A 21,622-nucleotide genomic window follows, 5' to 3' on the forward strand; every position below is an offset into this window, starting at 1 on the left:
TGTGTCAGTGGTGCTCCATTTTCAGGGCTGTTTCCCGCCTAGAATTTCTTAGGTCCGCGGCCGCGTTTTTGAAAGGGCATGGATGTTCTCCGGGAGGCTTTCGGCGATCCCTTCATGGAGCGTCCCCATCCGTGCCGCCACTAAAGCGCGTCACTAACTCCCGATTTGAAAAAAATGTAAACTTTTCTGAATGCCTTGACTTTAAAGCTTCTTTTTTATAGAATAGATATGCGGCAGAATATACAAGAACTTTCTTTTCTGCCCACATCTAATACAAGGGCTTGTACTGGTTTCGACAGGGATCTTGAAGATGGAGAAGCTATCCGCAGGCTGATGCGTCAAATCGCAAACTTAAAATTAAACGCTAACGATAATTTCGAATTAGCTGCAGCCTAAATGCTGCATGTCAGCCCCGGGGCACCCGCACCCTGGGAATCTGGCACCGACTATGTGGGAAACGATATCAGCAAAGCTTTGAGCTGTTAGGCGTATCATGAAGCTACTGAAACCGTAAGGGTGTTAGTTCCCGTACGGCAGAGGGAATGAAAAAGAACTGACTATGATAGTAGAAGTACATGGGATAGGTTTTTGGACGCGGGTTCGATTCCCGCCAGGTCCACTATTATGGGGAACGGCGAATATTCGTCTGTTCCCCATTTATTCACCGTTCCGACCTCCCCGTTCATCTTATCTAATGTGGAATCTCTCTAAAAAATAGCAAGATAGTAAGTATGATAATAAGTAAGATAGAGGAACTGCATGGAAAATTATATTCCCCGTATCAGATCACAAACTGTATGCTGGGTTTTGTAGCATACATTAATTAAATCCGCTGTTTTTCACTATGAATTTGACTTTATTCATCCATTTGTTGATGGAAACGGTAGAGTGGCAAGGCTTTGGCAAACAGTAATGCTTTCTAAGTGTAAGCGTACCTTAAAGAATTGGTATTATTGCCCAAACTTTTGGAGAAATCTGGTTATAATCGTAGCGCATACAGCTCTGCTTGCGTTCGTTTGAGGATTTATTTTCCCCTGGTCACCCGAAATAAGCCCTGTTCCAACTGCCCATTTTACAGGCTCTTTTGCAAATTTGCTTATCTGATCTTTGTCCGGATAACTACTCAAATCACCGGAATTATCGGAGTTATAGCCTTTATACTTTGCATATCGATACATCATTGCTGCCATTTGTTCTCTGTTAATATCGTCTGAAGGACCAAAACATCCATCGTCGTAACCAGTTACTATACCAACACTATTTGCCCAGATAACCGCATTTGAGTAAAACAAACCATCCGGAACATCCGGGAAAACAGCCGCATAATCAACTTTTGGTTCTCCTTCCATACGGTATAAGATAGTTGCAAATTGCGCTCTCGAAAGGGTTTCCGATGCTCCGAAATATGTTTCATTTAATCCCGTCATAATATATCGTTGATACACATATAAAACGTAATCGTAATACCAATCACCCTTCCCACCTTCCGCATGTCTATGTGACACTACGTCATTAAATGGTTCATCAACAAGATTTCCTTGTGGCCAGTTAAGCCAAAACCAATTAGTAACAATATCTTCTCTTGAGAATTCAATCTGGAAATAATATCTTCCCCCATCAAAATCCTTTAGATAGAAAATAGATTTTCCGGATTCTCCGGAATTATAATTCGCAAATGGTGGCCAGCCGCAATTTTTCATTGCACTTTTCACCTCATTAAATGTAGTTCCCACTTTGATCCCATACATGCTGACCGACTCATCTTCGCATTCCATGCTGATCATAGTTCCTAGAGTTGTTTCGGGTACATCTTTAAATTCCATAGAAAAACCATTTTTGATATAGCGGTCACCATCATATGGCTCCCATTCTTCCCAGGTTGCCCCCAACCGATCAGCAAGTTCCTGGCATTGCTTATTTTCAGCATATTCAGTGGCATCAATGGTTGTAACAGCCTCTGTCTCAATGTCAAAAGATTCCTGTGCCTCATAATCCGTTGTTTCAAATTCATTTGTTTCCTGCGCCTGTTTTACTTCTGTTTCGTCCATGGCATAAACCGGCAAAACATTACCAATTGTCATGGATAATGTAACTAATAATACAAGAACTTTCTTTTTCATAATTCATCCCCGCCTTTTCTTATAAATTATAAGAATATTATAACACTTATCGCGCAGGATTCCATCAAAAGTTTATCTTGAATGCCAATAATCTGCAAATACAAACGTCCGGTTTCTTAATATCTCATCCCCCATCCCTTCCTCATATCATCCATCATCTTCAAAACATCCACTGTCTCTTCATGGGGCAATTCCGGACATTCTTTCCACCCGTTTTGGATTGCCCTGCAGCAGCTTTCCACTTCATATTCCAGTCCTGTAATCTGCACAGGCGGGAGCTTCTGCCCTATCAACCGGTCTCTCTGGTCATACACCTCTACATTCTCAGGATTATTGACATTTGTTATTTCCATATATCCCTTTTCTCCGAACAGCACCCCCTTCCGGTTAAACACGGAACCAATGCCGCTGTGAAGCACAGCCATTCTTCCGCCCTCAAATTCCAGAGTAATGCTGTCCGACATGTCAACTCCATTCTCATGTAAGACGCATGATGCCTGGACATTTTTGATTTCAGTGCCAAATATCATCCTTGCAAAATGAATCAGATAGATCCCCAGATCCAGGAGTGCGCCCCCGGCAAGCCGGGGATCTGTCAGCCTTTGGACTCCCAGCAGCGGATAGCCTAAATTGGCCGTAAGTGATTGGATTTCTCCAATGCTTCCCTCACCGATCATACTCTCAATCATTTTTCTGGAAGGCATGTATCTTGTCCACATTGCTTCTGTAACAAAACAGCCCTTTTTATCAGCCATTTCAAACAGTTCCTCTGCCTGCCCCGCATTTACCGTAAATGGTTTTTCGCACAACACATGTTTTCTGTTTTCCAGGCATAATTTTATGTGCTCATAATGAAGTGTATGCGGCGTAGCAATATAGATCAGATCTATGTCCGGATCATTTACCATACTTTCATACCCGTCATAGGCTTTTTCAATCTTGTATTCCTGCGCAAATTTATGAGCGCGCCCTTCCTCTCTGGATGCAGCTCCATAAACGCACGCCGATTCCATCTCCGATATTGTTGCAGCCATCTTACGGGCAATGGAACCTGTCCCTAAAATCCCAATCTTTAACATGTCTTCCCCTTTCCTTTATCTGACTAAACAATTTACCGTTCAAACAAATAGGGCAGAAAATGATACAGATAGTGATACACCGCCTCATATGCATGAACCTCATCCTCCGCGAGCAGATAGTGGAAATTCCCCTTATGCAGGTCTTCATCCTCCACAAAAGTATCCGGATACCTCCTCATGGCGTTTACCTGGTTATTCAGCGCCTCATATGCGATATCTTTTGTGCCGGTTGCAGTATAAATAAAGTATTCATCGGTGCCATACCCGGACCGGTCGGCATGTTCATGCAGTAAGTCGGCTGTTTCCTCCGGCTTCGTCAAACCGCCCTGCCCCTCAACTTCCCAGCAGTCCCCGCTAAGAGGCACGTAGTAGGCAAAATAATCCATATTCCTGGTAAACGCATACCACGTTGTCGCAGCGCCCATCGAAAACCCACAGAATCCCCGGTGCATCCTGGAAGCCCGAAAGGCCTCTTTGGTGATGTCGTCGGCATAGGTGTTGCATGCCCCTTCAACCGCCGGCAGCAAATCCTCTAGTAATTCCGTCTGGAAGAATTGGACGTGACCGCGTTCCACCTCCCGCACCGGCTCTCCTGTCCGGCCTGTTTTTTCCTTATAAAATGATGGAAAAACGACGATAAGAGGATCGATTTTCTTTGAATCAATCACGTAATCCAGCATATTTTTTATCTTGCAGCAGTCCAGCCATGCATCGGGATTGCCTCCCCCGCCGTGCATCACATAGAGGATATTGTACTTTTTGCTCCAATCCATTTCATCATAGCCATAGGGCAGATACAGATTTGCATATTTCTCCCTTGATTCCCCCTCTTGATTCGTGGTCAGATACTCGATCCGTTTTATGGTCCCTCTCCGATTTACATCATGGTATGTATACTTCTCCATAACTCTCCCGCCTCTCTATTCTTCCAGGATTTCCCCATTGGGGGCCGTTCCTTTTATTTCATAGGACATGTCCCACAGATCCGCCTTTAACACCGCAGTATAACCCGCTTTCTTCCACTCAAATGTCATGCAGCTTCCCTGTACGTCAACAGAGATCTCGGAATCAAAGGAAAAAGCCGGAAAACGGGTTCTGAAGCGCAGCATATCAAGCTGTTTCCTGACGACTTCCTTGTGCAGCGCCTGCTCCATCTGTTCGGTTGATAAATTGGTTCTGTTAATTTCCTTATGGCCGGCTGCACCGGCTTTCTTCACTGCCTCATGGTCGTTCTTCCCTGCAAACAGATCCAGGTACCAGATCTGTGGCTTACCGGGCATAAACAGCTGCAGCGCGCGGGCCATGAGCATTTTCCTGTCGTTTTCCCCTAATGCGCTGTAATAGGTGGAATTTACCTGATAATAAATATTTTTCTGCCCATGAAGGTCTTTTACCATTCCGCCTCTTGCAACTACAACGTCAATTAGCTTTTGAATGCGCTCCTCCGGAATCAGCCCTTTTAGATCCAACAGCGGTATTCCGTCATGGCATCCAAGCATATTTACTGTTTTTATCTTCTTTTGAATGATCTCATCCGCCCATGTTTTCAAGACTGTGCCGTCCGCATTCTCTAAGGCATCGATGATCAGGCCCGGCAGAAAGAAATCATAGGTCAAATATCCCTTTGAGGAAATCACTTCATAATTCTTTTCCCCATAGCTTGCATGAATCTCAGGCAAAAGTGACAGGCCATGTTTATCTGCCAATTCCTGCACTTTTTTTAAAACGTCCCAAGTGCCGGGTTCGTTTAAGAAGTTTTTCTCCCCCGGTTCCTTGGGGGCATAGGCAAACGCATCAAGCCTTATAATTTTTGCACCGTATCCGGAAAGCTGTTTTAAGACCGCATCGTAAAAATCCCATACCAGCGGTGACTTGATATTTAAATCCATCTGGCCCAGATATTTCCTGTTGGATTCCATGTACTCCACAACCGTCTCCTTATATGGGGCGTACTTTCCAAATTCAATTTCTCCGGGCTTCTTTCCCGTCTCAAGACCTTCCTGAACCAGATGCACGATTTCGTCTGCCGCGTAATACTGCATGCCGGCTGCCTTCATAATATCCTGCGCATCTAAAGCAGGATACCTGACCTCCTGATAAAACGTGTTCCAATAAGGAACATTTTTCCCATCCGGAAAACGAACCATCAGAATCGGAAGGCCCGGCTTTCTAAAGAACATATTGTTTATGTATTCTTCCTTTGGCTGGATATAACCTTCCGGCGTCATCTCCCCATAACCATCCCAAAACTGGTTCCAGTCAATGAAGAAATCCCTGTAGCCTGAATTCTCTCCGTTTTTAAGAATATCCTGAAATTGTTCTGAAAGTACAGAGGCATGGTTTAGAATAAAGTCCAGCTTCAGGTCTACGCCCATCTGGCCAAGCTCTTCGAGATCCTCAAGTTTTGCGAGCTGATCGTTCAGGTCGTAACTGATCACAGAAAATCCCCTGTCCAGGTCCGTATGAAACAGACTTGGAAGAATATAAAAGGAACGAAATGTATCTTCAAATTCCGGTTTTCTTAAAATACCGATGATATCTGCCAGTGTCCCGCCCATGCTGTCCGGATAAGCATTCAGCATTGGGGCGTTATTTGTACTTATATTCTTCATCTTTCTCCTCCCCTCAATTCTTCATAGGTTATCAGACTTCCGGGTTTAGAAATGATGATTTTCGCCTTATGCGCCTGTGCGTCCAGCATCTGCTGTTCAATTTCCAAAACCCGCATAGTAAACGGACTGTCGGTCTTACCGTCCCTATTTCTGCTGCGTCTGTGGGCGAGCGTTTCTTCCGGCGTACTGTTTAATAAAACAGGAATATCAACGCCCTCATAATAGTCACTGTTTCCGTGGGTCCATTCGATTACTAAGACATGGATTGCTCTGAAATCAACTTTTTCATACCACAAGTCGCACTCTGTTCTCCCCATTCTTTTGAGCCAGATATTTTCTGCGCCCATTTTAAACTGCCTTACAATCTCCGATATCTCGTCAAAATCTATCTCATGCTTTGTTCCAAGATACCCTTTCAATCCCAAAACTGCTCCGTCCAGATATGTCTTGAACCAAGGGTACTGATTGAGATATTCCTGATTCGCATCATCGTCTTTTTCCTGAAGACTGCGAAGCGCAGAATATACCTCCTCATCCAGCATATCTGCACTGGCCAGTGCCTTTACGCCCGACTGTCTGAAGATACGGAGCCTTTCCGCATCGTTATATTTTGGAATGCGCCTCGGATAATTATCTCCCGAAAGCGTATAACTCCCAATCCCCAGCTGGTTCAAATACCAGGAAAGCAGCGATGCAATCTCTGATTTACCAACCCCGGAACCGCCGCAGACTGAGATAACCGCCTTACCGCTTTTACTGCTTTCAATGACATCCGGAAGTATTTTCAGCAGTTCTGCAAAAATGACTTTTGACTTGCTGATATGGTCCGGCCCAATGCATACCTGATCTCCGGGCATATCGCCGTGTGGAATGTCCGTTCCTGCTTCCGGAATGTTTCCGTTTTCTGCTTTTTTTAAAACCTCTATCATATGATCCATAATATCCTCCGTTCAACTAATTTCTTACCCATCCCGTGATGGGCAGCAAAATCACTGTAACCGTTCAGAAAGACCTGGACTGTTACAAACTACTCTTCAAATTTACTGAAAACTATAACAAGCAGATGGCTTTTTATGCTCAGTACCAATGCCCCTGCTATAAGCCAAATGAAAACCGCATACAGATACCATATAAAACATGCACAGATCACCGCGATATTGCACAGCACAAGAAGCCGGCTGATGCCAAACTTCCCGGTCCCGATTATCAGGGCGCACTTTAATACATGAAGTGTGCCGGCATTAAACCGGGCCAGCAAAGCAAATGAATACTCACCTATGATGGCAGCCATAAGCGTAACAACCACAATGACCGACAACAGTACATAGGAGAGCAGTCCCAGATCCAGGTGCCAGACGATATACCAGTCTGCCGCTAAAACAGCCGCCGCAGTCAGCAATATGAGTTCCAGCAGAATTCCCTGTTTCAGGTTCTCCTTAAATGATTTCAGAAAAGACTGCATCACGTTCGGCGATTCCTTTCTGGCTATCTTCATGGCGGTATAATGCTTAGCTGTCATCGCCGGTCCGATCGTAACAATCGGAATCGAAAAAACGAGCGTAAATAAAAGTAACTGCAGATAATCAAAAAATGTATCCAACAGCTGCATTGCCTTATTGTCCGTGCTAAAAAATCCCATAGGTTTCTCCTTTACCCAAATCATTTTCATATGCAATCGTATCTTCTACGTCTTTGAATGGCCTGTACAGCATATCCATAGTTCTATCCTGAACAGCTGCGGGTAAGCTTACATTTCCACCGGCGGAATCAGTATGGCCGTCTGTCCCGCCGGAACTTCAACAAAATCCTTTGTAAATGTCCCGCCCAGGCAGACACAGACTGAGGAAGGATTATATACCGTCTTTCCATCCACTGAAAATACCAGCCTCCGGTATGACTGTACATATTCCCTGATCTCGCCGTTTGACGCATACCACACGTCTTCGTGCCCGGCTATATTTTCAATAAAGTTTTCAATATGCCCCCAGTTATCATTCTGGTCGAATTCATAGCTGTGTCCCCACACATAGAACAGCTTTGCGGGAGTCAGAAGGTTAAAGTACATTCTATCAGATAAAAACTCCTCTGCCAGATCCCATATTTTATCATCGTCGTGATGGCAGGTCGGATTCCAGGTAAGAAAATTTTCAGGAATATCAAATTTATGAGTAGAATCTATCGTCCGTGCATATGTAATTCCCGAAGCTTCAAGAGCCTTTATCACCACTTCATCATAAGCGCCGAATGCATAGGCATAACCGGTCACTGTTTTTTGGTACAGGATCTCAAGTGCTTTTCTGCTTTCCAGTATCTCTTCTACGCACCTTGCAGTATCCATGCCTGTCAGACACTCATGATACTGGCCATGGGCCGCTGTCTCATGCCCCTTATAGAGTACTGCCGCTTCCTGTGCGTCCACCTTCACATGGGGCACTTCCTTTTTTCCTGCGGCAACTGTGCCCTTTCTTCCAAACAGGCCTGGATTCAGGTTAAACGTTGCCTTTACATGATATTCGTTGAACAATTCAACCAGCCTTCTGTCCTGTGTGATTCCGTCATCGTAGCTCAGTGTGAACGCCTTTCTTTTTCCCTGCGGGAATAACATTCTGTCATTTACTTGTAAACTCATCTCCGCTCTCCTTTCCTCCTGCTGTCCGTTTTATTGTAACATTCCAGGCTTGTCTGAACTGTTCCGGTTTAGTCCTTCAGCAGATCTCTGATCAGCCTTGCCATATTTACCGATAGCAGCGCGTAATGGTCTGTCGCATACATCACCTGGCTGCATACCGAAACGTGCTGGTTGAGGATATCTTTCCAGAACCATTCCGCCGAAATATACAGCATGCCGTACCTCTCAATGGGCTCACACAGCATAGCGCGTACCCGGTTATCAACTGTACAGCCCATGCAGCCCCTGGCAATCTGAATGATCCGGCCGTCTTTTAATGCCATTTCCGCCCGGCCGTTTTTTTCTACATAAGAAGCCCCCATGATTTCTGCAATAAATGATGCCGGAATCATGCAGTATTCTCCCCTTACTTTTGCCTTTCCCTGCAACCCGTGGTATTTTAATTTTTGCCACATCACAGACTTTGCGGGCATTTTCATCTTTTTCCCATGAACCCAGGCGTATGCACAGTCCGGTGCGGCTGCAAAGCAATACTCGTCCCCCTCTCTCTTACAGATCGGTTCCATATATTCGATTGTTCCATCTGCTTTTCTTTTTGAGCCGGAAAAGAGGTAGTCCCATACAAGCTCAGCCTCGTCAAAGGTCTGTCCGTGATCCCGGTTCTTCACGTCGCGGAAGACATAATCCGCCTTCTTCCCCCTGTAAAACGCAAAATTATTTTCCCCTTCTATCTTTAGCTCCGGCAGTCCCACGCATTCATTGATTCTCAGCCAGTATTCTCTGTTTTTAGCCACCACGTCTTCCACCGTGTCTGTGCTGCCCGGCGGCGACTGGTCAAATTCCATTCTGGCCTGCCAGACTGTGAGCGGACCGGCATCATTGACCGGGTTACCGTGTTCATCAAATAAAAGGCCTATGGTGCTCGGCCCCGCAGAACCCGCCATTGCCGCAAAGTGATCCCCATAATGTCTTGCCATCATCGCCGTCATTGCATTTCCAAGGGACATGCCCTGCATATAGATCCGTTCTTCATCAATATTGTATTTCTTTTTCATGATCTCCAGCAGCTCAAAGACCATCCTGACATCATTATTTCGGCTGATGTCATCCGGAAAATCATGCATGTAGATCCCTTCCTCATTGGGCGCGGACAGCTCTTCAAATAATCTTCTTTCACACTCGATCTGCCAGAATCTGCGCCGGTGCGCATTTGGGTAAACCACAATAAATCCCTCTCTGTCCGCCACGAGCGACCATGAAGTATAGATGCACTGTGCCCACCCCGTCATAATCCCGCCGTGCATGGAAAAAACCAGGGGCGTCTTCCTGGAAGGATCATAACTGTCCGGTACATATTCATACCAGGTATCATCCTCATCGTCGATCAGGCAGGCCTTCATTTCCTTAAGATTTGCCGGATAAACCTGGGAGTTGTTCCCATTCTCATTGACAACAATCTCGCTCTCCTTCAAGCGTTCCGGCAGATATTCACGATTGTCGTCATCCGGGATTCCCGCCAGAAGCTTTATTTTTGTCGTTTCACTCATATTTAACCTTTTTCCTTTCTTATACCTTATTCCGCAGTTTACTGCGGTTCCGCCCGCAGGGCATGTGTTACGGGATGCCCTTTGGGTATACCTTATTCTGCATAGATCGGCGCTTTCCGAAGCGGCAGCCATTCGTCCAGGGCCTTTTTCAGATAAGGATCCCAGAAATTCCAGTCGTGGGTATAGCCCGGCGCCTCCTCATAATGGAAGCTGACGCCCAGTTTAGCCAGGGCATCTCTGTCGCGCCTTACAACATCCCGGATAAAGTCATTTTCCCCCACAGCGATAAATATTTCCGGCAGTTCTGTCCCTTCTGCAAGGTGTCTTTTTACATACCCGCCCAGATCATACTCACTGTCTCTTAACCGGTCCGGATCTCCGAAGGCGGCCTGCATTCTCCGCATTTCCAGCGTCCGCACCTGTTCAACAAATGCATCCGTATCCACGCTGCATCCAATCCCGCCCGACAGATCCACGCAGGCCCGGTACAAATCCGGGCGTTTAAACCCAAGCGCCAGGGAACCGTTCCCGCCCATGGCCAGCCCCACTGCGAAGTTATCTTCCCGTTTTGGAGAAGATGGAAACATCGTCTGAATGACCTTGGGAAGTTCCTCTGTCATAAAAGTAAAATATTTGTAGCCATACTGTGTATCCATAAAAAAACTGTCATTAACCTGCGCAGTTACCGTCATCACACAGTTTTCTTCCGCATATCTTTCTATATTTGATTTCCGTACCACACAGGTATCATCGTCTCCGCCCCCGTGGAGCAGGTAAACGGTCTGCAGTTTCATGCCTTCCCGGTATTCCCACCGCCGCCTGTCAGCCACACCTTCTTCCCGTTTCGGTTCAGTGAGAGGGTAATAGGTCATATTTTCCGATGGAAATGTGACCGTAACATTCGTGTGCAGGCTTAAAATCTCTGATCGAAAGCTAAATCTCAATAATCCCATAATCTCTCCTTTACTGCGTCCTTAGTTGCAAACGGATCGTTACAGTTCACACATGGCCTATCACCACGCTGATAGGCCATGCTCAACAACGGATCCCTTTACGGAACCTTTGCCGGCTGATTTACCTGGCGCTGATATTTTTAATCCATTTTCCTCCGCGCAGCCTGTAAAAACATAATATGCATTTTAATATTTCATCGATCCTCAGCGCACAGTAGGTCCAGAATGCAGGCGCTTTGAATACAACTCCCACAACGTATCCCAGAGGCACGCTGGCCGCCCATAAGAAAATAATGTCTGCCACCATAAGGAACCTTGTGTCCCCGCCGCCTCTTAAGACCCCTTTTGTAAGAATGCTGTTAATGGATCTGAAGAAGACAATAAACGCAATCGCCCACATTAACTGACGGGCAATCATTTCTGTTGCCTTTGTAATGTTATAGCAGGAAATAATCGGCCCGGAGACAAGCAGTATCACGACTCCGGCCACCACTCCCACGACAATGCCAAGCCCGACAAATGCATCGGCCTCTTCCCTTGCCCTTTTTGCATCGCCACTGCCCAGAGTATGCCCTACTACGATGCTGCTGGACTGTGCCACTCCCTGTGTCAGGACGCTGCTCATCTGCTGGATCACCGCCGTGATGGAAAATGCCGCTACAAACTGGGATCCGATGCGCCCGGTGATCATCGCTATGACGTTATTGCCAAATCCCTGTAATGTATCACTGATCATGACAGGAAGCGCAACTTTCATGAATTCTTTATTTAAATGTTTACTTCTAAGCAGAATATCTTTCAATTTATATTGGATTGACTTGTCGGCCAGAAGAAGGTACCCGAAGGTAATCCCAAATTCCAGTATTCTTGCAAGCAGTGTTCCCAAAGCGGCTCCCACAACCCCCATTGCCGGAAATCCCAGTTTGCCGAAAATGAAGATATAATTAAAACCGACATTTGCAAAAAATGCCAGGATAGCCGTATACAGCGGGATTTTCACCTGTCCCACACTTCGCAGTATGTTTGAGCCGATCAGCGAAAGCCCGCAGAATAGGTAGCAGTATGCCGAATACCCAAAATATCTGATACCTTCCGATATTACCTCTGCATCCGCTATATATGTGCGCATAATCGCGCCCGGGAAAAACAAGGTTGCAAATGTAAAGAGCAATGAAATAACCAGGGCAAACTTCAGCGCAATGGATATCGTGGTTTTCAGCGCATTTTTATCCTGCATCCCCCAGAATCTTGCAGCAAGGATAGACGCTCCCTGCCCGAGCCCCATGCATGCAAATGTGAAGATATTGATAAACTGGTTCGCGAGGGATACCGCCGACAGCGCATTTTCCCCCAGGGTGCCTACCATAATATTGTCCATCATATTCACACCGATCGTAATCAGGCACTGCAGGGTGATCGGCACCGCAAGCTTTACTGTTTTACTATAGAAGCTCTTATCCGATGTAAACAATTTCATGGCTTTACACCCCTGGCTTCCCCTTTGTATACCAGCCAATTGTCTTCCTGGTTTAACCGGTTTTTCATGGCGGTAATTTTTACCGTTTCGTTTTGTTTTTCAAACCTCATGATGGTCAGTGCCCAGCTGCTCATCCAATGTATGGTGATCTCCAGGGTATATCCGTTGATGTACCGCGCCGTGGCGCAGTATGCCGTAAGATCGGGAAATACATTGTCTGTGTTCCTCAGTACGAGCTTCCCGTCAAATCCCGCTTCGAACCTGGCATAACCGTTTACCTCCAATATACAGCGGTCTGCTTTCATTTCCAGCGTAAATTCTTCCATCTCACCTTTTCTGTCTTTTGCCCTGTATAAGGCAAACATATCAGTGCCTCCCGGAGGCGCAAGCCCCAGCCAGGGTGTTGGATTTCCTTCTGTCACTTTATACTTGCCACTGAAATCAAGATCCGGGGTTATGTCATTCGGTCTGTCCGGCATAAACTCCATATTTTTTTCGATTTCCAATAACCGGTTATATTCCTCTTCATTTTCTTCTAAAGGCTCATCTGCGATCTTCAGAAGAAGTTCTTCGTAAATGACATCCAATGTGCGCTGCGGCCCGTATGGCGCTATGGCTCCCTCATGGACTACCACTGCGACCCGCTTCTTAGGCCACACGATTCCATACTGCCCCTGTGCTCCGTCAAACCTGTACACACCGGGTATGCTGCAGGCCCAGAGCTGATAGCCGTATCCACATTTTCCGTCCTTTTGTTCCGGTGCGTATTCATTCTCAATCTGAACGGAGAGGGCCTCTTTTATGTAATCGGGGTCGACCAGCTGCCTGCCGTTCCAGCTGCCTCCGTTCATATACAGAAGCGCCAGCCTTAAGTTGTCTTCCGTCGTGGAAAATGTAGCCGGTTCGGCATCCAGGCCGTTCGGCCACTTCAGCCACACGAACCGTTCCCCGTTGATTCCGATCTCATCAAACAGCCTTGGGGTAAGGTATTCCTTTAAATTCTGCCCCGTTTTCTTTTTGATCACTGCAGATAACATGCAGGCGCCGGACGTGTTATACATAAATCTTGTTCCCGGCTTATATTTCATAGGAGTCCGAAAATAGTCCCCGATCCAGTCTTCCCCGATTTCCGGATGGCGTGCATGCCCGTTGGTCATGGTAAGGACATCCCTGATTCTGATCTCTTTCATTAATTCTGAAACTTCAATATTTCTCTCTTTTATTTCTTCTGCAAAGATATCTGTCATTTTTTCTTCTAACGACAGCTTGTGTTCCATAAGCGCAATTCCGACCGCCGTTCCCGTATAGGTTTTCCCAAGAGAGTTATTGCCGTGGACCAGGTCTTTGCTATATGGCGCCCAAAAACATTCTGCAAATACTTTCCCATCCCTGGCAGCCATAAATCCATGCATACTTGCCCATTCATTCGTGAGCTTTTCCAGGCACCGCCTTACCTGACTGCTTTCAATCCCTGCATTTTCCGGCGATATTCTTTCCAATTCATCATGATTCGGCATAATTTTCTCCTTTCTTCGACCTTTGATTCATTTGCGGCGACGTTTTCCTTACCGTGAACAGGAAAAATACAAGCGCTCCCAGCAGCAAGAAACCGCAGATATCAAATATAGCGGTAAATCCCGCTGTCCCCGCAAACATTTGTACTACACATCCGCCGATCATCGGACCAACGCCCTGACAGATATCTCCCCCCAGATAATATGTACTCGTGGCAACCCCGCTTTTTTCGGTTCCTACCGTATGAATGCAGCCTGCCTGGAGAGACGGCTGTGCCGCGCCCTGTCCCAGTGACCTGACGGCCCCGGTCACCAAAATCAGCAGCAGCGTCCTGCTTCTTCCCAGCATAAACATAGCCGATGCCGTAAGCAGCAGGCCCGGCAGAACTGTAATGGCAATCCCCTTTTTATCCATCAGTTTGCCTGAGAACGGCCGGATGATAAACAGGACAATTGCACACACCGTAAAATAGATGCTGATTCCCTTCACTCCGATCTCATCCGCATATAAGACTAAATACGATGCAACGATCCCGTTCGTAAACGAAAAGGTCCCCGCAACCAGCGTAAATGGAAGCGCCTTCACCGCAATAATATCGCTGAACCCGATTTTTTTCTTTTCCACTGCAGGCTTCTTCTCCTCATGGAAAAAGCATAAGATAACATACGCTATGACGGTCAATATTGCAGAAACCAAAAATGTGGCTTTCATTCCAACAATATCCGCTATCGTAATTCCGATACCCGGAGCCACTGCGGAGCCGACTACCATGCCCAACCCCAGATAACCGATCCCTTCCCCCATTTTGGTCTTGGGAATATAACGGGAGGCCAGAGAAATCTGGCAGGTTCCGGATAACGCGAAGCCGATTCCATTGATAATCCGAAATCCGACCAAAAGGGGAATCTGCGTTGTCAGCGTAAAACCGAGCAGTCCAATCCCCATGAGCACATTGCTCCATTTTAAAAGCGTCACATTACTCAACCGGTCCGCCATGATTCCGCTGAAGGGCCGGCAGCACAGTGAAGTCAGAGAAAACAGTCCTACGATAAACCCTGCGATGGCCACCGTAGTCCCTATATTCACAAGATATTTGGACAGAATTGTGGCAGTCATATAAAATGAGAAAGCGTTTAATGTGTTGACAAGAAGTACTGAGATATAATGTTTATTCCACAATCTTTCATTCATTATTTTATTTCCTTTATATTGTTAATAATTATGGAGTTTCGCAAGCGAAACTCGCACCTGCGACGGCCGCATCGCGGCATCTGCCTTTTACGCCGCAGTGCGCATCCCCCGGAGGGCTTACTGTTTAGCGCGCAAGTAAGGAACACTTGTCTGTTAAACAATAAGAGAGGGCAACGCCCTCTCTTGCTAGTATTTACAACGGCTGACTTATTGTTCCGCGAGCCATGCATCAAGCTGCGCCTGTTTCTCTGCGATGATCTCATCGATTCCGGCATTTTTAAGATCTGCCTGGAATTTCGGAAGTGTGGATTCGATATCCACCTCTCCGTACATCAGCGGCGTATAGTACTGCGCCACAACATTTGCACAGGCCGTCATCTGATCCGCAACCTTTGTGGAATCAAATGTAAACCCTAATGCCAGAGACTTATCACAGGTTTTATTCTTTTCCAGCATCTGATCGTAAATATCTTCCGGTTCGTAGTACCATGTCTTGCAGAGCATTACGTTCGGCCAGTATGCCATAGATGCCGCTGCCCAGCCAAGGTCTGACATGCCGCTCTTGCCCTCCGGATATACCATCTGTCCGTCTTCATTCAGTTCATAATCAAGTCCCTCGATACCATTTGCAGCCAGCTGTGCCGCTTCCGGATCGGTATATAACACTTTCAGTATCCTCATAGCCGCTTCCGGTTCTTTACAGAAGGAACTGATATGCCACATATAGGTTGTTGCATCACTTGTCGTAGAAAGTGCGTCTGTCACCTTTGTCCCCTCTAATTCGAGGTTATTCTGTGCAATCGTTGCTTCCATAGATACCTCTGCATCCCAACCGTACCCGGTCGTTCCGTTTGCCACGCCCATCAGAAGGTTCATCAGGGACGCATTGCTGTTGCTGAGCGGATCCGGGCTGAATACACCTGCTTCCTTCCACTCTTTAACATGTCCCAGCCAATTTTTAAAGTATTCGGATTCATAGAAATTCTCAACCTTTGTGCTTTCTGTCGGATTCGTCAGGACTCCCAGGTAATTTGTGTCGCCCAGGTAGTCAATGCTCTTTGGAACCCAGTAAGCCTCCGTTGACCCCGGGATGTAATAGCTGTCCGGATTCGCCGCTTTAATCTGCAGGATAGCGTCAGACATGCTGTCAATATCCGTTACCTTACTCCAGTCTACCTTTGCTTTCTGAGCATCTTCTGTTCTGGCATAGTAAAGATTTTCGGTGCAGTAGGAATACATACATGGAATGCCGTACTGTTTTCCGTTAACCTCGCCGCATTTTAAGTACTGTTCCATTCCATCCGCAAATAAATCTGTAATTTCACTTCCTTCGGATTCCAGCAGGCCGTCAAGCTCCATAACTTGTCCGTTGGCCACGAGATTGGAAACCGATGTGTACCAGAAGGAGTTAAATAAATCCAGTGAATCATCTCCGCCGCCTGTCAGCATCAGGTTCAGCTGTGTTGCCCAGTTACCGAATTCAATCCCCACCAGATCCACCTCTGCATGGGCCTTCTCTCTTAAAATCTTATTCAGTTCCTCTTCAATCGCTTCTTCATCCGGTGATGGGAATACAACGGAATATGCCATTTTGATTACAGGATAGTCTTCGTCTGCCGCCTGACCCTCTGTTGCTTTCTGCTTGTCGTCCGCCTTCTTTTCCGATGAGCTGCACCCCGTAAACAGAGCCGCCGCCATGCTGAGTGCAAGCAGGCTGGCAATTATTCTTTTCTTCATAAACTCTTCCTCCTTTTCGTGGATCTCTTCTTCATTTATAGCCTTTGCGCTTTGGCCTTTCGTTGTCTTGCATGGACATCATACCAAATCCGAATGTTGCTCTTCTATCATTTTTTTGTCCTAAAACATCAATTTTTTAATATCCCGCACTATTTTTTTTACATTTTCGTCACCTTTATATACTATTTATTTTTTAAAATCAGAATTTTGACAGTTTGAATCCGTTTTTTGATAGAATTTTGTGCACCTTTCCACTACATTTATAAGTAAGACGCCAGATGCTCCGCCGCAAACAGCTTCAGATTTGCAGCACACCACACGGCAGAGCGTTTGGCCCTTCGGCATCTGCCAGTTGGACATACATACCAGTCTGGCTCGCTGCCTACGGGAATAAAGGAATGTAAAAATCAAGGAGGTTCTTATGAAACAAGAAAAATTGAAAGTCAAGAAAAAGGGAATGTCAAGGCGCCGGATGAAAAGATATATCCCGCTTTATCTCATGATACTGCCAGGTCTGATTTACTTAATTATTAATAACTATATGCCAATGGCCGGACTTGCACTGGCATTTAAAAAGGTCAATTATTCCATCGGCCTTTTCCAGAGTCCATGGTGCGGACTGGATAACTTCAAGTTCTTATTCAGTACCAATGATGCATTTATCTTTTTCAGGAATACAATCCTCTATAATCTGGGATTCATCTTCTTAGGAAATGCGCTTGGTGTATTTGTAGCTATCTGCCTGGATTCCATTTATAACAAGTTTTTCAAAAAATTCAGCCAGGTGATCATACTGATCCCCTACCTGCTTTCGACAGTCATCATCAGTTATATCGTATTTGCATTTTTAAGCGGCAATAATGGTTTCATGAACCTTACGATTTTACCAATGCTGGGGATCGATCCGGTAAGTTGGTATAATGAGTCGCAATACTGGCCTTATATTCTGATGCTCGTTTACCTGTGGATGACGTTTGGATACAGTTCTATCCTTTACTATTCCACATTAATCGGAATTGATAAGTCCTATTACGAAGCTGCCGCAGTAGACGGTGCAGGTGTCTGGGCTCAGATCCGCCATATTACACTGCCGGCCCTGAAGCCAACGATTATTACACTGGTTCTTCTTGCCATTGGAAGGATCTGCTACTCAGACTTTGGCTTGTTCTATCAGATCCCGATGAACAGCGGCCTTCTTTACTCAACGACGCAGACCATTGATACATATGTATACCGTGCCCTGTTAGAACTGAACGATATCGGCCGTTCCACAGCCGGCGGTTTCCTGCAGTCCATACTTGGCTTTATCTGCGTATTTACCGCGAATGCAGTCGTAACTAAAGTAGACAAAGACAGCAGCTTATTCTAAATACAGGAGGGAAATTTAATGATTTACAAAAATAAGATTTTTCGTTTTATAATGGGATTCATCATGATTTTATTCGTGTTGGCTTGTATCCTCCCATTCGTATTATTAATATCAAGTTCCTTTACTTCTGAGGTTGCACTTGCCCAAAATGGATATTCCTTTATTCCTTCCGAATTCTCTTTATCCGCTTATAAATACATCTGGAGCGTAAAAGGGGATGTACTCAGGGCTTACGGTATCAGCTTTTTAGTTACAGGCGTGGGCACGGCAGTAAGCGTAGTTATGACGATGCTGTTTGCCTATCCGCTGTCCCGGAAAGACCTTCCCGGAAGAAGAGTCCTTTCCTTCATCATTTTCTTTACCATGCTGTTTAACGGCGGCTTTGTCCCGACCTACTTGATTTATTCACGGATCTTCCATATTACGGATACCATCTGGGCATTGATCGTTCCATATCTGTTAATGAATGCCTTCTTTGTCATTATGGTCCGTACCTACATTAACACAAATGTACCCAATGAGGTAATCGAGGCTGCTACGATTGACGGTTCCGGCGAATTGCATACACTGGTAAAAATTGTCGTTCCCATGTCCAAACCGATCATTGGCACCATTGCTCTGATGACTGCGATTGCATACTGGAACAACTGGACAAACGGCGTATACTTTATTCACACCAAAAGAGAACTTTTCGGCATCCAGAATTACTTGAATTCGGTTCTCAGCAACATCGCCTTCCTGCAGTCACATTCCGACCCAAGCGTAAAGATTACGGAACTCCCCAGTGTCAGTATCCGTATGGCGCTGGCCGTAATTGCACTTTTACCGATCCTTGCCGCTTATCCGTTTTTCCAGAAATCCTTTGCAAAGGGAATCACGGTAGGATCTGTGAAGGGTTAGAGGAGGCCGCCCCATGAAGAAAATAGAAAATAAAATTATGCTCATCACTTATGCCGACAGCATGAGCAAAGACCTAACAGAACTGGATGAAATACTGGACCGGCATTTCAGAGATACCATCGGAGGGCTTCATGTACTTCCCTTCTATCCCTCATCCGGTGACCGGGGGTTTGCCGTAATCAATTACGATCAGGTGGATCCCGCCTTCGGAACCTGGGACGACATCGACCGGCTGGCCGAACAATATTATATGATGGCGGATTTCATGCTGAATCATGTATCGATCCGTTCCGGAGAATTCCGGGATTATATGGAAAACGGCGATGCTTCTCCCTACAGAGACATGTTTATCCACTGGGAAGAATTCTGGCCCGAAGGGAATCCCACCGAGGGGCAGTACCAGGCTCTGTACCGCAGAAAAGCTGTATATCCATACATTGAATTTACAAGAAAGGACGGGAAAACCGTTCACTTGTGGAACACCTTTTTTGAGGAACAAATTGACATCAATCCCTATGCAAAAGCCACGAAGGATTACTATGCCAGAAATTTAGGCACAATCAGCAGCCATGTCCCCCTGGTCAGATTTGATGCCTTCGCTTATGCCTCCAAGCGTCCCGGGACAAGCTGCTTTTTTGTAGAGCCGGACATATGGAACATTTTGGATATCGGCATGGAGCCGTTAAGGAAAACGCAGACCGAAATGCTGCCTGAAATCCATGAAAATTATCAAATCCAGCTTAAGATGGCCGAGAAGGGCTATTGGGTCTATGACTTTGCTCTTCCAATGCTCTTACTCCACGGGCTGAAAAGCGGAAGAACCGACCGGCTGATCCACTGGCTTAACATTTGCCCGAGAAAGCAGTTTACCACCCTGGATACACACGATGGAATCGGTGTCGTTGATGTCGCTGGTTTACTCACAGAAGAAGAAATTGATTTTGTGAGGGACGATGTGGATGAAATCACGAAGGAAGCAAAGCAGTACATCAAGCTTCCCAGCATGATTACCGCAAAGGACGGCAAGTTTAAAAGCTACCAGCTGGGTTCCACCTACTACTCCGCACTCCGGTGCAGTGATCGTGCATACCTGATTGCAAGAGCCGTACAGTTTTATGCTCCCGGCATTCCCCAGATATATTACGTGGGCCTCCTGGCAGGGGAAAATGATATTGAGAGCATGAAGACGAACCCGGATCCCAGAACCATCAACCGCCACACCTTCTCCAGAGAAGAGCTGGAAGCTGCGGTCCAAAAGCCGGTATGTAAGCGCCTGTATGAACTCATGCGGTTCAGGAACAATTATGAAGCTTTTAACGGAGATATCACAATCGGTGAAGACCGCAGCGACGGTACACTTAAGATAACCTGGAAAAAAGAAAATTATTACACGGCCTTAACGGCTGATTTCAAAGAGCTTACTTATCAGATTGTGTATTATGACGAAGCTTCAAAGCAGGAATGTATCTTATAGTTTTGTAAAATATCAAAGGAGATTACAATTATGTCATTATTGACCTACAATTTTGAAAGCGAATATTTAAACAACAATCACCAGATCACCGTCATTCTGCCGGATAAAAAGCGTGGAATATCCCCCGCAGAGTTTTATGGCAGTGATAAAAAATATAAGGTTCTATGGCTGCTCCACGGTACATACGGCGACGATACCGACTGGCTCAGAAAAACAAACATTGAGCTGTATGCCGCAGAAAAAGACCTTGTAGTTGTATGCCCTTCCGCCTTAAACTCCAATTATTCAAACTGGCCGAGTGCAATGCTGGGTTACAATATGTATGATTATTTCACAAAAGAACTGATGCCCCTGGTCTATGGCTGGCTGCCGGTATCTGATAAAAGGGAAGACAACTTTATTGCAGGCCTTTCCATGGGCGGGCGCGGCACCATTAAGTTTGCGGTAAACTTTCCGCAGTTATTTGCCGCTGCCGCTGTGCTCTCTGCAGTCCCCGTTCCATTTGATGAACTAAGGCCCGGGCACCCATGTCTGATTATGGACACTGCGAATCCCAGAATGGTACAGACGATCGAAAATGCAGGAGGTTTCGAGGCTTACGCGAATTCGGAAGAAAATGTATGGGCTCTGATTGATCAACTGGCTCCAACCGGAGATCTCCCCAGGCTGATGTTTGCCTGCGGACACGAAGATGCAATCCTTTACGACAGATATAAGATATTCCGGGAACATTGCAAAGAAATCGGGCTGGATGTCAAATGGTTTGATCTGCCAGGATATAAACATGAATGGCGTTTCTGGGATCTCGCAATACAGGAGGCACTGACGTTCTTTGGGCTGGAAGATACGGACTGCGGGAATCCATTCTAAATCGGGATTTAGTCGGCTAGCTTTAGCCTAGTCGACGGATGGGGACGCTTCATGACAGGGAGACCGGGGAGGTGCTGGGGCTGTATATGCCGTTGCGATATGCACCCATGCTGCTAAGTGATTCTAGAACACCCGATGCCGGATAGGCG

The 21,622-nt window shown here is 46.1% G+C and carries 17 protein-coding genes, 1 other RNA gene and 1 pseudogene; 6 read left to right on the forward strand and 13 right to left on the reverse strand.

Features of this window, described 5'->3' with window-relative positions; genetic code table 11:
* The first annotated feature begins 277 nt into the window (after window positions 1-277).
* Together ssrA and ARB69_RS28360 are read left to right on the forward strand one after the other, a co-directional pair.
* Window positions 278-622, forward strand: a transfer-messenger RNA (tmRNA) gene (gene ssrA / locus ARB69_RS25665).
* A 191-nt stretch (window positions 623-813) separates the two neighbouring features.
* A pseudogene (locus tag ARB69_RS28360) lies at window positions 814-924 on the forward strand (Fic family protein); the annotation flags it as partial.
* Between the two features lie 26 nt (window positions 925-950).
* Here the strand turns inward: ARB69_RS28360 and ARB69_RS22995 are convergent.
* The 13 genes from ARB69_RS22995 to ARB69_RS23055 all read right to left on the reverse strand — a co-directional run bounded on the left by ARB69_RS22995 (window position 951) and on the right by ARB69_RS23055 (window position 16,860).
* Window positions 951-2,120, reverse strand: coding sequence for an S-layer homology domain-containing protein (locus tag ARB69_RS22995; RefSeq protein WP_050640185.1), 1,170 nt, complete (start codon window positions 2,118-2,120; stop codon window positions 951-953).
* A gap of 116 nt (window positions 2,121-2,236) precedes the next feature.
* On the reverse strand, window positions 2,237-3,199 hold the full coding sequence (locus ARB69_RS23000; protein WP_055155125.1) for a Gfo/Idh/MocA family protein: 963 nt from the start codon (window positions 3,197-3,199) through the stop codon (window positions 2,237-2,239).
* A 32-nt stretch (window positions 3,200-3,231) separates the two neighbouring features.
* The gene (locus ARB69_RS23005; RefSeq protein ID WP_055155126.1) at window positions 3,232-4,104 is read right to left on the reverse strand and encodes an alpha/beta hydrolase; all 873 of its coding nucleotides are present in this window, start codon (window positions 4,102-4,104) and stop codon (window positions 3,232-3,234) included.
* A gap of 15 nt (window positions 4,105-4,119) precedes the next feature.
* Window positions 4,120-5,811 (reverse strand): hypothetical protein, encoded by a 1,692-nt coding sequence (locus ARB69_RS23010; RefSeq protein WP_055155127.1) that lies wholly within the window; start codon window positions 5,809-5,811, stop codon window positions 4,120-4,122.
* Window positions 5,808-6,749: a hypothetical protein gene (locus tag ARB69_RS23015; protein WP_330377753.1), complete on the reverse strand. Its 942-nt coding sequence runs from the start codon at window positions 6,747-6,749 to the stop codon at window positions 5,808-5,810. The genes ARB69_RS23010 and ARB69_RS23015 overlap by 4 nt, the downstream gene beginning before the upstream one ends.
* An 89-nt stretch (window positions 6,750-6,838) precedes the next feature.
* Window positions 6,839-7,450 (reverse strand): YesL family protein, encoded by a 612-nt coding sequence (locus ARB69_RS23020; protein WP_055155128.1) that lies wholly within the window; start codon window positions 7,448-7,450, stop codon window positions 6,839-6,841.
* 108 nt (window positions 7,451-7,558) lie between these two features.
* The gene (locus ARB69_RS23025; RefSeq protein WP_055155129.1) at window positions 7,559-8,440 is read right to left on the reverse strand and encodes a polysaccharide deacetylase family protein; all 882 of its coding nucleotides are present in this window, start codon (window positions 8,438-8,440) and stop codon (window positions 7,559-7,561) included.
* A 68-nt stretch (window positions 8,441-8,508) separates the two neighbouring features.
* The gene (locus tag ARB69_RS23030; protein WP_055155130.1) at window positions 8,509-9,987 is read right to left on the reverse strand and encodes an alpha/beta hydrolase family esterase; all 1,479 of its coding nucleotides are present in this window, start codon (window positions 9,985-9,987) and stop codon (window positions 8,509-8,511) included.
* Between the two features lie 92 nt (window positions 9,988-10,079).
* Window positions 10,080-10,940, reverse strand: coding sequence for an alpha/beta hydrolase (locus ARB69_RS23035; protein ID WP_055155131.1), 861 nt, complete (start codon window positions 10,938-10,940; stop codon window positions 10,080-10,082).
* A gap of 121 nt (window positions 10,941-11,061) precedes the next feature.
* The gene (locus tag ARB69_RS23040) at window positions 11,062-12,417 is read right to left on the reverse strand and encodes an MATE family efflux transporter (protein WP_055155132.1); all 1,356 of its coding nucleotides are present in this window, start codon (window positions 12,415-12,417) and stop codon (window positions 11,062-11,064) included.
* Complete coding sequence (locus tag ARB69_RS23045; protein WP_050640194.1) at window positions 12,414-13,934, reverse strand: serine hydrolase domain-containing protein; 1,521 nt, start codon at window positions 13,932-13,934, stop codon at window positions 12,414-12,416. Before ARB69_RS23045 ends, ARB69_RS23040 begins: the two co-directional genes overlap by 4 nt.
* On the reverse strand, window positions 13,921-15,123 hold the full coding sequence (locus tag ARB69_RS23050) for an MFS transporter (protein WP_055155133.1): 1,203 nt from the start codon (window positions 15,121-15,123) through the stop codon (window positions 13,921-13,923). The genes ARB69_RS23045 and ARB69_RS23050 overlap by 14 nt, the downstream gene beginning before the upstream one ends.
* A 207-nt stretch (window positions 15,124-15,330) precedes the next feature.
* Window positions 15,331-16,860: an ABC transporter substrate-binding protein gene (locus ARB69_RS23055; protein ID WP_050640196.1), complete on the reverse strand. Its 1,530-nt coding sequence runs from the start codon at window positions 16,858-16,860 to the stop codon at window positions 15,331-15,333.
* Between the two features lie 421 nt (window positions 16,861-17,281).
* Here ARB69_RS23055 and ARB69_RS23060 point away from each other — a divergent pair, with 421 nt between their 5' ends.
* Genes ARB69_RS23060 through ARB69_RS23075 form a run of 4 tightly spaced genes read left to right on the forward strand, consistent with a single transcriptional unit; the run spans window position 17,282 to window position 21,473 of the window.
* A complete protein-coding gene (locus ARB69_RS23060; protein ID WP_050640197.1) occupies window positions 17,282-18,229 on the forward strand; it encodes an ABC transporter permease in 948 nt (315 codons plus the stop codon).
* A gap of 18 nt (window positions 18,230-18,247) precedes the next feature.
* Window positions 18,248-19,129 carry a carbohydrate ABC transporter permease gene (locus ARB69_RS23065; RefSeq protein ID WP_050640198.1) on the forward strand — a complete coding sequence of 294 codons (882 nt, stop codon included), beginning with the start codon at window positions 18,248-18,250 and terminating at the stop codon, window positions 19,127-19,129.
* Window positions 19,130-19,142: 13 nt separating this feature from the next.
* Window positions 19,143-20,603, forward strand: coding sequence for a sucrose phosphorylase (gene gtfA, locus ARB69_RS23070; RefSeq protein WP_050640199.1), 1,461 nt, complete (start codon window positions 19,143-19,145; stop codon window positions 20,601-20,603).
* Between the two features lie 30 nt (window positions 20,604-20,633).
* A complete protein-coding gene (locus ARB69_RS23075; RefSeq protein ID WP_055155134.1) occupies window positions 20,634-21,473 on the forward strand; it encodes an alpha/beta hydrolase in 840 nt (279 codons plus the stop codon).
* The last annotated feature ends 149 nt before the right edge of the window (window positions 21,474-21,622 follow it).

This window comes from Faecalicatena contorta (genome assembly GCF_001404335.1).
Taxonomy (GTDB): domain Bacteria; phylum Bacillota; class Clostridia; order Lachnospirales; family Lachnospiraceae; genus Faecalicatena; species Faecalicatena contortus_B.

Bases quoted from the DNA above. Each gene is read 5' to 3' on its own strand.
- ARB69_RS22995 (WP_050640185.1), bottom strand. From the start codon at position 2,120: ATGAAAAAGAAAGTTCTTGTATTATTAGTTACATTATCCATGACAATT.
- ARB69_RS23000 (WP_055155125.1), bottom strand. From the start codon at position 3,199: ATGTTAAAGATTGGGATTTTAGGGACAGGTTCCATTGCCCGTAAGATG.
- ARB69_RS23005 (WP_055155126.1), bottom strand. From the start codon at position 4,104: ATGGAGAAGTATACATACCATGATGTAAATCGGAGAGGGACCATAAAA.
- ARB69_RS23010 (WP_055155127.1), bottom strand. From the start codon at position 5,811: ATGAAGAATATAAGTACAAATAACGCCCCAATGCTGAATGCTTATCCG.
- ARB69_RS23015 (WP_330377753.1), bottom strand. From the start codon at position 6,749: ATGGATCATATGATAGAGGTTTTAAAAAAAGCAGAAAACGGAAACATT.
- ARB69_RS23020 (WP_055155128.1), bottom strand. From the start codon at position 7,450: ATGGGATTTTTTAGCACGGACAATAAGGCAATGCAGCTGTTGGATACA.
- ARB69_RS23025 (WP_055155129.1), bottom strand. From the start codon at position 8,440: ATGAGTTTACAAGTAAATGACAGAATGTTATTCCCGCAGGGAAAAAGA.
- ARB69_RS23030 (WP_055155130.1), bottom strand. From the start codon at position 9,987: ATGAGTGAAACGACAAAAATAAAGCTTCTGGCGGGAATCCCGGATGAC.
- ARB69_RS23035 (WP_055155131.1), bottom strand. From the start codon at position 10,940: ATGGGATTATTGAGATTTAGCTTTCGATCAGAGATTTTAAGCCTGCAC.
- ARB69_RS23040 (WP_055155132.1), bottom strand. From the start codon at position 12,417: ATGAAATTGTTTACATCGGATAAGAGCTTCTATAGTAAAACAGTAAAG.
- ARB69_RS23045 (WP_050640194.1), bottom strand. From the start codon at position 13,934: ATGCCGAATCATGATGAATTGGAAAGAATATCGCCGGAAAATGCAGGG.
- ARB69_RS23050 (WP_055155133.1), bottom strand. From the start codon at position 15,123: ATGAATGAAAGATTGTGGAATAAACATTATATCTCAGTACTTCTTGTC.
- ARB69_RS23055 (WP_050640196.1), bottom strand. From the start codon at position 16,860: ATGAAGAAAAGAATAATTGCCAGCCTGCTTGCACTCAGCATGGCGGCG.
- ARB69_RS23060 (WP_050640197.1), top strand. From the start codon at position 17,282: ATGAAACAAGAAAAATTGAAAGTCAAGAAAAAGGGAATGTCAAGGCGC.
- ARB69_RS23065 (WP_050640198.1), top strand. From the start codon at position 18,248: ATGATTTACAAAAATAAGATTTTTCGTTTTATAATGGGATTCATCATG.
- gtfA (WP_050640199.1), top strand. From the start codon at position 19,143: ATGAAGAAAATAGAAAATAAAATTATGCTCATCACTTATGCCGACAGC.
- ARB69_RS23075 (WP_055155134.1), top strand. From the start codon at position 20,634: ATGTCATTATTGACCTACAATTTTGAAAGCGAATATTTAAACAACAAT.